Origin of the sequence: Rheinheimera sp. (genome assembly GCF_020217005.1) — a bacterium.
GTDB lineage: Bacteria > Pseudomonadota > Gammaproteobacteria > Enterobacterales > Alteromonadaceae > Pararheinheimera.
In genome coordinates this window covers 1-10,000 of the sequence record NZ_JAIWOI010000268.1, presented here as the reverse complement: position 1 = coordinate 10,000, position 10,000 = coordinate 1, and the positions used below count along the sequence as shown (strand labels likewise).

11 protein-coding genes are annotated in these 10,000 nt (G+C 47.2%); 4 read left to right on the top strand and 7 right to left on the bottom strand.

All coding sequences use genetic code 11. From position 1 onward, the window contains the following. Nucleotides 1-537, top strand: a 537-nt coding sequence (locus tag LDL40_RS13105; RefSeq protein ID WP_300995822.1) for a hypothetical protein, incomplete at its 5' end; no start/stop codon positions are given. On the opposite strand, the gene LDL40_RS13100 is transcribed toward LDL40_RS13105, so the two are convergent. Next, nucleotides 517-750: a TIGR02647 family protein gene (locus tag LDL40_RS13100; RefSeq protein ID WP_300995821.1), complete on the bottom strand. Its 234-nt coding sequence runs from the start codon at nucleotides 748-750 to the stop codon at nucleotides 517-519. The two genes, LDL40_RS13105 and LDL40_RS13100, sit on opposite strands and share 21 nt — an antisense overlap. A 189-nt stretch (nucleotides 751-939) precedes the next feature. Here LDL40_RS13100 and LDL40_RS13095 point away from each other — a divergent pair, with 189 nt between their 5' ends. Beyond that, nucleotides 940-1,881 carry a GGDEF domain-containing protein gene (locus tag LDL40_RS13095; protein ID WP_300995820.1) on the top strand — a complete coding sequence of 314 codons (942 nt, stop codon included), beginning with the start codon at nucleotides 940-942 and terminating at the stop codon, nucleotides 1,879-1,881. A 54-nt stretch (nucleotides 1,882-1,935) separates the two neighbouring features. Here the strand turns inward: LDL40_RS13095 and htpX are convergent, their stop codons facing one another. The 5 genes from htpX to bioB all read right to left on the bottom strand — a co-directional run bounded on the left by htpX (nucleotide 1,936) and on the right by bioB (nucleotide 6,594). Further along, entirely contained in the window at nucleotides 1,936-2,802 is an 867-nt protein-coding gene (gene htpX / locus LDL40_RS13090; RefSeq protein ID WP_300995819.1) for a protease HtpX, read from the bottom strand. Nucleotides 2,803-2,921: 119 nt separating this feature from the next. Further along, on the bottom strand, nucleotides 2,922-3,593 hold the full coding sequence (gene bioD / locus LDL40_RS13085; protein ID WP_300995818.1) for a dethiobiotin synthase: 672 nt from the start codon (nucleotides 3,591-3,593) through the stop codon (nucleotides 2,922-2,924). A 15-nt stretch (nucleotides 3,594-3,608) separates the two neighbouring features. Beyond that, nucleotides 3,609-4,391, bottom strand: coding sequence for a methyltransferase domain-containing protein (locus tag LDL40_RS13080; protein WP_300995817.1), 783 nt, complete (start codon nucleotides 4,389-4,391; stop codon nucleotides 3,609-3,611). Then, nucleotides 4,388-5,539 (bottom strand): 8-amino-7-oxononanoate synthase, encoded by a 1,152-nt coding sequence (locus LDL40_RS13075; RefSeq protein ID WP_300995816.1) that lies wholly within the window; start codon nucleotides 5,537-5,539, stop codon nucleotides 4,388-4,390. The genes LDL40_RS13080 and LDL40_RS13075 overlap by 4 nt, the downstream gene beginning before the upstream one ends. 8 nt (nucleotides 5,540-5,547) lie before the next feature. Next, nucleotides 5,548-6,594 carry a biotin synthase BioB gene (gene bioB / locus LDL40_RS13070; protein WP_152342785.1) on the bottom strand — a complete coding sequence of 349 codons (1,047 nt, stop codon included), beginning with the start codon at nucleotides 6,592-6,594 and terminating at the stop codon, nucleotides 5,548-5,550. Nucleotides 6,595-6,713: 119 nt separating this feature from the next. On the opposite strand from bioB, the gene bioA reads away from it, so the two are divergent. Beyond that, nucleotides 6,714-8,021, top strand: a complete 1,308-nt coding sequence (gene bioA / locus LDL40_RS13065) for an adenosylmethionine--8-amino-7-oxononanoate transaminase (protein WP_300995815.1) — start codon at nucleotides 6,714-6,716, stop codon at nucleotides 8,019-8,021. Here the strand turns inward: bioA and LDL40_RS13060 are convergent. Then, nucleotides 8,018-8,392 (bottom strand): hypothetical protein, encoded by a 375-nt coding sequence (locus LDL40_RS13060; RefSeq protein ID WP_300995814.1) that lies wholly within the window; start codon nucleotides 8,390-8,392, stop codon nucleotides 8,018-8,020. The two genes, bioA and LDL40_RS13060, sit on opposite strands and share 4 nt — an antisense overlap. Nucleotides 8,393-8,493: 101 nt before the next feature. On the opposite strand from LDL40_RS13060, the gene asnS reads away from it, so the two are divergent. Next, a complete protein-coding gene (asnS, locus tag LDL40_RS13055) occupies nucleotides 8,494-9,894 on the top strand; it encodes an asparagine--tRNA ligase (RefSeq protein WP_300995813.1) in 1,401 nt (466 codons plus the stop codon). Nucleotides 9,895-10,000 lie beyond the last annotated feature (106 nt).

Sequence of the window (10,000 nt, the reverse complement as noted above, 5' to 3'; positions counted from 1 at the left end):
CCATTACGTTTAACCCAGGGTCTGTCAGATGCACTACCTATTACAGAGCGACAATTGTTGGACGATTTGTTTGAGCGGGGTTTGCTAGGCAGTTGGTTTGGCCAATTGGAATGGCTCGACTATTATTGGTCAGTATGGGTGTTAAGTTTTGATCAAACCGAACAGCTTTACCTCTGGCAAAGTCTGCAATCTCTGCCCTGGGTGTGGGCAACTGTTATATTACTTAGCCTCTTGCTGCTAAGCCTCGGGGGCTATTTGATGTTGCAGCGCAAAGTAACAAATCAAAACCAGCGGCTTAGGCAGTTGATTGTTAAGGTACTCAAGCCCTACGGAGAAAAAGCTGAGTATCAGAGTATCGAATCTTATCTCACGGGTTTAATGCAGTCCTACCCGGAAAACCAAGAAAAAATAAGGCAATTACTCAATGCATATCAGCACTTTGAATTTGCGGAACAACAGGAGCAGTTGCAGCATTGCTACAGTCTGCTCCGTCAATTATCTGCAACAACAATCAGATCAGGAGCTCAGTATCCGTAATGCATTCTGCAGATGTTCCGCGCAATTGCGACCCAAATCAGTCAAATAACCACCATCGGCCTGAGTCAGCAGACCTTTCTTGTATAGTCGTTCAATTGCTTCTTTTGCGCTTGGATCTGCTGATTTATGAGCTTTAATTCCCTCCAATGAAGTATCCAGATTGAACAAGGTCAGAATACGAATTTCGTCGTTCAGTTGTGAGTTTACCGGCATCTCGTCTTTTTCCTTTGTCTTTGTTTTTCTTGAAACTAGACCCTAATTGACAAATTTTCCAGCAAATGTATCTGTCAATATCAGATTCCAGCCGCCCCTGCTAAAAATTGCAGATTTTTATTGAGCTCAACTGTATTTTTAACCAGATGTTTCCTATAGTCAGTCAAACTATGGAGAGCTTCAGATATCGTGTTAAAAGGACCTTCAGCGATAAATATGGAACCCGGCTGGACAGAGTTATTTGATTCTTTGTCTATGCCGCTTGCGATGCTGCGCATTCAGACCAATAACAAGGCAAAACTCCTGAGAAGCAACAAGGCTTTTCAGCAGTTGTTTTGTTTAAAACCTACTAGCCGTACACAGGGCTTTAATAAGTTACCGAAAGATTTTGTCCACAAATTCCACTTACTAAGTAAAGGTAAAACAACATCTGATTGGTGTCATCATACCGACGAAGGAGATCGACGCCACTACAGATTGTTTATGGACCCGGTCATTGATCACTGTTCGGCAAATTACCTACTGGTGATGCAAGATGTTACCGAACAGGAGCAAGCCTTGCAGTTACTGAAAAGTCAGAACGAAGTCCTTGAACAACGACTTTTTACTATTGAACGTCTGAAGAATCGCATCAAGGAGCAATCCATCCGCGACCCATTGACCAATTTATACAATCGCCGTTTTTTGAATGAATTTATGGAGCGGGAATTAGCTTTAGCCAGACGTAACCAAAAGCCTTTGGCCGTAGTAATGCTCGATTTGGATCATTTTAAGCAATTGAATGACCAGTATGGCCATCAAACAGGTGATAAAGTCATTGAGTTGGTAGCTAAACATTTACTTCGCCAAAGCAGAAGAACCGATATTTTGTTCCGCTATGGTGGCGAAGAGTTCCTGGTTGTTTTACCCAACACCAGCTCGGTACAAGCCAGACATTTGGCTGAAAACTGGCGGGTTCATGTTGAGCAGGCCGAGGTTTTTGCCAAACATCAGGCCATTAGTATCACTGTCTCAGCTGGCATAGCTGTCTACCCTGAGCATGGCACTACAGCCTTTAACCTTATCCAGGCGGCGGATGAAGCCTTATATCAGGCAAAAGCGGCCGGACGTAACCAGGTTGTCATGAATTAATTGAAACCTAATAAAAAAGGAACCGAAGTTCCTTTTTCCATTCATTCCGCCTATTTAAAATCCACCGCGTAATGCAGCAATACGTTTTTCCAGTGGTGGATGACTTAAAAACAATTCGGAGGTCGCTGGCTTACTGGCGATACCAAAAGCCATCATAGAGCCTTCCAGCTGACTTTCGTGGTTATTACGCAAACGCTCCAGCGCTGCCACCATTTTATTGGCACCTACTAGTTTTGCCGCACCGGCATCAGCTCTGTATTCACGTTGACGGGAGAACCACATGACTATGATGCTGGCCAACACACCAAAGGCCATTTCCAGCACAAAGACCGTGATCATATAGGCAAAACCGTTACCACCACCGCCTTCGTCATTCCGGTTACCGCTTATAGCCCCTGCGATCAAACGGGCAAAGAAAATCACAAAGGTATTCACCACCCCCTGGATAAGGGTTAGGGTCACCATATCACCGTTGGCCACGTGTGAGACTTCATGTGCAAGTACTGCTTCGACTTCCTCTTCACGCATATTGCGCATCAAACCCGTGCTGACCGCTACCAACGCATTATTACGACTGGGTCCGGTGGCAAAAGCATTCATTTCAGGAGAATCATAAATGGCCACTTCGGGCATCGCTATACCCGCCTGTTGTGCCTGACGACGCACTGTATCAAACAGCCATTGTTCGGTGGCGTTACGGGGCTGAGAAATCACTACAGCTCCTGTTGAACGTTTGGCCATCCATTTCGACATAAACAGCGAAATGAAAGAACCACCAAAACCAAATACTGCTGCAAACACCAACAAGCCGCCAATGCTACGGCTATCAATGCCCAGCACTCTAAAGACGATGCTAAGTACAACACTTAACACCAACATTACCGCCAGGTTTGTGGCCAGGAACAGTATAACTCGCTTCATAGATACCTCGTTTATTAAGCAATTACCTGTAATATATGGCTTAGACGGTGTTTTTCAATCAAAGTGCGACAAGCAATTGTAAATAAACATGAATGGCGCTGTCGGTGCGAAGTGTCACATCAGCTTTGGATCGTATTGATCAAGGTTGCAGCAAGAGAGGTATTGATCTGTGGTTCAAACTGATAGGGCAAAACACCAAGGCATGGCACGGTCAGCTGTTGTTGCAAATAGATGATGTTTTCCTGCTGATACGCCATATCCGGATCAATACAATTAGCCACCCAGCCCAGTAACTTCAGGCCGGAGCGCTCAATTTCCCGTACCGTCAGTAAGGCATGGTTTAAGCAGCCAAGCTTCATCCCGACCACCAATAGCACTGGCAATTGATGCTCTATCACCCAGTCAGCCATAGTATTGTTATCATCCAGTGGTAGTAACCACCCCCCTGCACCTTCGACTAAAGCTATATCAGCATCTACATTTTGGAGCTTTTGTAACTCTTTGGTCAAAATGGCAGGCTCTATACAAAGCCCGGCTTTTTTAGCCGCCAAATGCGGAGCAACTGCATCAGTCAGACAATAGGGATTGACCAGATCATAACTAAGCGGCTCTGTTGCGTGCTGTTGTAACTGCAAAGCATCGGTATTAAAACCGGTATCATTGACGCCGGCAGCCACAGGTTTTTGCGCCACAGTGCGATAACCCAGAGCTTTTAGGCCTTGCAATAACGTCACTGCCACATAGGTTTTGCCAGCATCAGTGTCTGTGCCTGTAATAAAAATCGTCTGCATATGTTTACTCTTCCGTTATGAATCAGAGTTTTGCTTGGTCAGGGTCAGGTACAACACCTGATAACTGGCGCCGATCTGACCATCGATGCTACGAGATGGATAAGCATGCTGCACTTTTTGCCAACGTTGTTTGCCCGTTAAGGCTTTATTGCGGCCCTGGGTCACCGTATTTGCCCCCAAATCTTTCAGTTCCCGTGCCAAAGCCAGCACATCCGGATAGTCCAACTGCACAGTTTCAGTCTGTAGCCGCAATCCCAATTCCGGATGCTGACACTTTAGCTGCTGATAAAAATCCAAAGGCAAAAACTTATTCACATGCTGATGGCTATCGACCTGCGACCATGCCAGTTTAAATTCCTGCAAGGTGCCATCGAGCAAGGTACTGATAACGGCTGAACCACCTGGCTTTAACACACGGTGGATTTCCTGCAGCACAAGCCCCGGCTGTTCACACCATTGCAGCATCAGGCTGGAAAACACCCTGTCTATGCCTGTACTCGCTACAGGCAAAGACTGAGCATCGGCCTGAAATACCAAAGTAGCCTGTTGTGCTGCCCTGGTTTTTTGCAGCATGTCATGGCTTAGATCCAAGGCTATAAGTTCAGAGCAATGCTGTTTTAGCTTTGGATGAAACCAACCTGGGCCAGAACCTAAATCCAGTAATAATCCAGCCGTCGGCGTTAATAAAGTCAGGGCTTTAGCAGCAACAAGACGTTGCAGCCGTGCAGCATGTTCGTAACTTTCTCGGGCACGGCTGAAGTGACGGGCAATGTCGTCCGTCAATGCCAAAGCATTCATACCAATTGCTCCAGCTTTTGCACTAATAAGCGAATATCGTCACTCTGATGCAACGCAGATAAAGTAATGCGTAACCTGGCGCTCCCCTGCGGCACAGTCGGAGGTCGTATAGCACTTAACCAAATGCCTTGTTTTTTCAATGAAGCGCTTATCAACATGGCTTTGTCTGAATCGCCAATAATCAGTGGCTGTATGGCGGTGTTGGATGGCAATAAAGTCAAACCAGCACCAGCAGCCAGAGTTTTAAACAACTGAATATTGTCATTCAGTTTGTCTCGACGCCACTGCTGGCTGCGGCTTAATTCGACGGAGGTTTTCATCGCCCAGCACAAAGCAGGGGATAACGCAGTGCTGTAAATATAATGCCGTGCAAACTGGCGTAAATAATCAATGACTGTGGCCGAACCCGCTAAAAATGCACCCTGACCTGCTAAGGCTTTACCAAAGTTCGCCATCAGGCAGAGCATATCGCCGGACTCAAGCCCCTGCGCATCCCAGCTGCCTTTGCCCTCTTTGCCAAGCACGCCCAAAGCGTGCGCATCGTCCAGCAGCAAATCCGCTTTATTTGTTTTACAAAGCGCAGATAGAGCTGTTAAATCCGGACTATCACCATCCATACTAAATACGCCTTCAGTCACCACTAAAGCTGAGGGGCAACGTTGCAATAACACCTCAAGGGCAGCTAAATCCTGATGTGGAAAACGTTTGTAAGGGGCGTCGCTATTGAGTGCAGCATCAATCAGTGAGGCATGACAGAGCTTATCCAACAGCAGCTGGTCAGTTTTATCCGCCAAATGCTGCAGCATCACCTGATTGGCAGCAAAACCTGAGGAAAACAGCAATACATCGTCGACAGCCAGCCAGTCGCACAGTGCTTCAGACAAAGCGCGGTGCGCATAATGAAACCCGGTCACCAAAGGTGAACCTGAACTGCCAACGCCAAAACGTTCAGCGCCCTCTGTCAGAGCTTTTATAAGCTGCGGCTCAGTGGCTAAACCCAGATAGTCATTACCGGAAAAATTAAGATAAGCGCCCTGCTTATTTTGCAGCAAACGGCCCTGATAGGAATCAATAGCCGGATGCTGCCGATACAAGCCAGCTACTTTGCGATCGGCGATCTGCTGCGCAAAGCGCTGTAACCTGTCCATCACTACACTTACACCGCGCTGTGAAACAATGAAGGGGTATTTTGCTCTTTAATGGCATCGGCTAAAGCCGCTTCATGGGCTTCGTCTGATACGTCATGACGCTGTTCCGGATTGATACCGAGCTTAGCGAATAACAACATATCGGCATCTGCTTCCGGATTTTCTGTGGTCAGCAATTTATCGCCGTAAAATATCGAATTCGCACCAGAGAGGAAACACAGCGCCTGCATTTGTTCATTCATCCGTGACCGGCCAGCGGATAAACGCACATGGCTTTGTGGCATCATGATGCGGGCGACTGCTATGGTACGGATAAATTCGAAGCCATCTAAGTCTTCGACATTTTCCATCGGCGTACCCTGTACTTTCACCAGCATATTAATAGGCACACTTTGTGGGTGCTCAGGCAAATTTGCCAGCTGCATTAAAAGTGCAGATCTGTCGTTTGCCGACTCGCCCATGCCCACTATGCCACCACAACAGACTTTCATACCGGCATCACGCACGTGCTGCAGCGTATCTAATCTGTCCTGATAAGTGCGGGTGGTGATAATTTCACCGTAAAACTCCGGCGAGGTATCCAGGTTATGGTTGTAGTAATCCAAACCAGCCTGTTTTAGCTCCTGCGCCTGACCTGCATCGAGTTTACCCAGCGTCATACAGGTTTCTAAACCCATTTCTTTGACGCCTTTGACCATTTCCATCAGAAACGGCATGTCACGCTGCTTTGGATTGCTCCAGGCGGCGCCCATGCAGAAACGGCTAGCGCCTTTGTCTTTGGCTGCTTTGGCTTGAGTGAGTACTTTTTCCACTTCCAGCAAACGCTCACGCTCAAGACCTGTATTGTAATGACCACTTTGAGGACAATATTTACAGTCTTCAGCACAAGCGCCAGTTTTAATCGACAATAAAGTACTGATCTGCACTTCATTGGGTTTAAAAAACTGGCGGTGCACCGTTTGGGCCTGAAAGACTAAGTCGTTAAAAGGTAAAGCAAATAATGCATTTACTTCAGCCAGAGTCCAGTTGTGACGAAGTGGTAAAACAGCAGACATAAAATTCCCCGAAGACAAGCCACAGACAAATTGTGGTCTTTTAAATTTTCCGTTAGTCTATCGGCCCTTAGCGCCATGTCAACGCCAACCAGTTCGCAATGTTTACTACGGGTTATTTTATGAGCATTAATCTTGAGTTTGATCGTCAGCATATCTGGCATCCCTACACCTCGTTAAGTAAACCTTTGCCTGTGTATCCTGTGGTCAGCGCTCATGGTTGTGAGCTGATGCTGGAAGATGGCAGAACCTTGGTGGATGGCACTTCGTCCTGGTGGGCTGCTATTCACGGCTACAATCACCCTGAATTGAATCAGGCTTTGGTGGCGCAAAGTCAGAAAATGAGTCATGTAATGTTTGGCGGTATCACCCATCAACCGGCTGTTGACCTCGCTAAATTACTGCTAGAGATGGTTCCAGAAGGCTTAACTAAGGTTTTTTTTGCCGATAGCGGCTCTATTTCAGTCGAAGTGGCGATAAAAATGGCGTTGCAGTACTGGTTAGGTTTAAATCGCCCGGAAAAAAGCCGGTTACTGACCATACAAAAGGGCTACCACGGCGATACCTTTGCAGCTATGTCGGTCTGCGATCCTGTCGATGGTATGCATTCGATGTTTAAAGATCAGATCGTCCCGCAGCTATTCGCCACAGCACCACAAAGCCTGTTTGGCGGCGATTTTTTAGCAGAAGATGAGCAGGCGTTGACGGCTTTCTTTGACCAGCATCATCAGCAGCTAGCGGCTTTTATTCTCGAACCCATACTACAAGGCGCCGGGGGGATGAGGTTTTATCATCCGGATTACTTAAAACTGGCTCGCAGGCTCTGTGATCAATACCAGGTGCTGTTGATTGCCGATGAAATAGCCACAGGTTTTGGCCGCACCGGAAAACTCTTTGCCTGCCAGCATGCAGGCATCAGTCCCGATATTATCTGTCTTGGAAAAGCTTTGACTGGCGGGTATCTGACGCTGGCTGCAACCTTGTGTAACGATAAAGTCGCGGATGGCATAGCCCAGGGTGCTGTGCCGGCTTTAATGCATGGCCCAACTTATATGGCCAATCCACTAGCCTGCGCTGTTGCGCTAAAAAGCCTGCAACTGGTGCAACAACATCAGTGGCAAGCTCAGGTCACTGCTATAGAACACCAACTCAGACAAGAACTGGAGCCTTGCCGTACTTCGCCTTTTGTGGCTGATGTACGGGTATTGGGTGCTATTGGTGTGGTGGAGATGAAACACAATGTCGATGTTGCTGCTATGCAAAAGGCTTTTGTTGAATTAGGGGTCTGGATCCGGCCTTTTGGCAAACTGCTCTATTTGATGCCACCTTATATCATCAGTCCTTCGCAACTTTCAAAATTAACAGCGTCGCTCTGCCTGTTATGTCACCAGCCGCAAACTAAGGATGTACAGGCGTTACCAGGCGCTTAATCAATGGTCGAAAACACGAATAGTACAACTGTGCTTAAAAATAACAGGAAGAATAAGTTTAAGCGCCAACCATCGTCACGGCGTCTGTTGCGAAACTGATGCAGCACTAAAGTGGCGGCAGTAAATACCAGACACCAGCGTACTAATACTTCCAGTTTCACCACCAACTCTTTATCCCATTCTTGTTCAATAGGAATACCCCAGTACTGCACCAAACCACTGTTAAACTCGGGTTTGGCCAAATGCGCCAGAGCCAAGCCCATAATGAGCAGAAACCAGGCACCCAAATTCAGCATGGCTAACAGTAACATCAACCAATCTGAGCCTTTACGACGCTCTTTTGGCTTAAGATCGGGCGCTGAAGCGCTCATTTTAGAATTCCTCACAATTTTTACTTGTGTTCAGTCTTTGCCTCAGTATGATGTCTGCTTTTGGGTTTTTACAGTTTCTTAAGTAAGTTGGAGCAGGTTGCATGACGCATGCAGTAATCAAAGATGTGCTGTCTGGCCAGTATCAGGTTGGCGATACAGTCACAGTTAAAGGGTGGATCCGCACTAAGCGTGATTCCAAAGCCGGGATTTCATTTTTAGCCGTGCACGACGGCAGCTGCTTCGATGCAGTTCAGGCCGTTGCTCCGGCTGAGTTGAATAATTACGAAAACGAAATTAAACGTCTGACGACAGCGTGCTCCGTGATAGTGACGGGCACTATCGCCAAGTCAGAAGGTCAGGGCCAGGCTTTTGAAATCCAGGCCTCCTCTGTTGAAGTAGTTGGCTGGGTGGAAAACCCGGACACCTACCCTATGGCACCAAAACGCCACAGCATGGAATACCTGCGTGAACAGGCACATTTACGTGCCCGTACTAACATGGTTGGTGCTATTACACGTGTTCGTCACTGTTTAGCTCAGGCTATTCACCGTTTCTTCCACGAGCGCGGTTTTTACTGGATCAGTACCCCTATCATTACAGGTGCAGACGCTGAAGGTGCTGGCGAAATGTTCCGCGTCAGTACGCTGGATCTGGAAAACCTGCCTCGTACCGACAAAGGCGCCATTGACTACAAGCAGGACTTTTTCGGTAAAGAAACTTTCCTGACGGTATCAGGCCAGTTAAACGTTGAAACTTATGCCTGTGCTTTGTCTAAAGTCTACACCTTTGGCCCGACTTTCCGCGCAGAAAACTCCAACACCACCCGTCACTTAGCTGAATTTTGGATGATTGAGCCAGAAGTTGCTTACGCCGAATTAAAAGACGTAGCGCAGTTGGCTGAAGACATGCTGAAGTTTGTGTTCAAAGCCGTATTGGCAGAACGTGCCGACGATATGGCGTTTTTCGCTGAACGTGTGGACGAAAATGCGGTAAGCCGTCTGCAGAACATGATCGACTCAAGTTTCGTTCGGATGGATTACACCGAAGCTGTTGAGATCCTGAAAAACTGCGGTAAGAAATTTGACTACCCAGTGGAATGGGGTGTGGATTTACAGTCTGAGCACGAACGCTACTTAGCCGAAGTGCACGTCGGCGCTCCAGTCATTCTGCAAAACTATCCAAAAGACATCAAAGCCTTCTACATGCGGATGAATGAAGACGGTAAAACTGTGGCTGCTATGGATATTCTGGCTCCAGGTATTGGCGAAATCATCGGCGGTAGCCAGCGTGAAGAGCGTTTAGAGCAGCTGGATGCACGTATGGACCAGATGGGTCTGAATAAAGAAGATTATAGCTGGTATCGTGACCTGCGCCGTTACGGCACAGTACCTCATGCCGGTTTTGGTTTAGGTTTTGAGCGTCTGGTCTCTTATGTCACTGGTGTGGGCAACGTACGTGACGTGATCGCCTTCCCTCGTACGCCGGGTAATGCTGATTTCTAATTCATAAACCCAAAAGGCCTCAGAAGAGGCCTTTTTATTAGCAACAATTCGCTATTTTTTGCCATAAAAGTTAACAAAGATTTGGATGGAGCTCAGAATTACTGCT

Bases quoted from the DNA above. Each gene is read 5' to 3' on its own strand.
- LDL40_RS13100 (WP_300995821.1), bottom strand. From the start codon at position 750: ATGCCGGTAAACTCACAACTGAACGACGAAATTCGTATTCTGACCTTG.
- htpX (WP_300995819.1), bottom strand. From the start codon at position 2,802: ATGAAGCGAGTTATACTGTTCCTGGCCACAAACCTGGCGGTAATGTTG.
- bioD (WP_300995818.1), bottom strand. From the start codon at position 3,593: ATGCAGACGATTTTTATTACAGGCACAGACACTGATGCTGGCAAAACC.
- LDL40_RS13080 (WP_300995817.1), bottom strand. From the start codon at position 4,391: ATGAATGCTTTGGCATTGACGGACGACATTGCCCGTCACTTCAGCCGT.
- LDL40_RS13075 (WP_300995816.1), bottom strand. From the start codon at position 5,539: ATGGACAGGTTACAGCGCTTTGCGCAGCAGATCGCCGATCGCAAAGTA.
- bioB (WP_152342785.1), bottom strand. From the start codon at position 6,594: ATGTCTGCTGTTTTACCACTTCGTCACAACTGGACTCTGGCTGAAGTA.
- bioA (WP_300995815.1), top strand. From the start codon at position 6,714: ATGAGCATTAATCTTGAGTTTGATCGTCAGCATATCTGGCATCCCTAC.
- LDL40_RS13060 (WP_300995814.1), bottom strand. From the start codon at position 8,392: ATGAGCGCTTCAGCGCCCGATCTTAAGCCAAAAGAGCGTCGTAAAGGC.
- asnS (WP_300995813.1), top strand. From the start codon at position 8,494: ATGACGCATGCAGTAATCAAAGATGTGCTGTCTGGCCAGTATCAGGTT.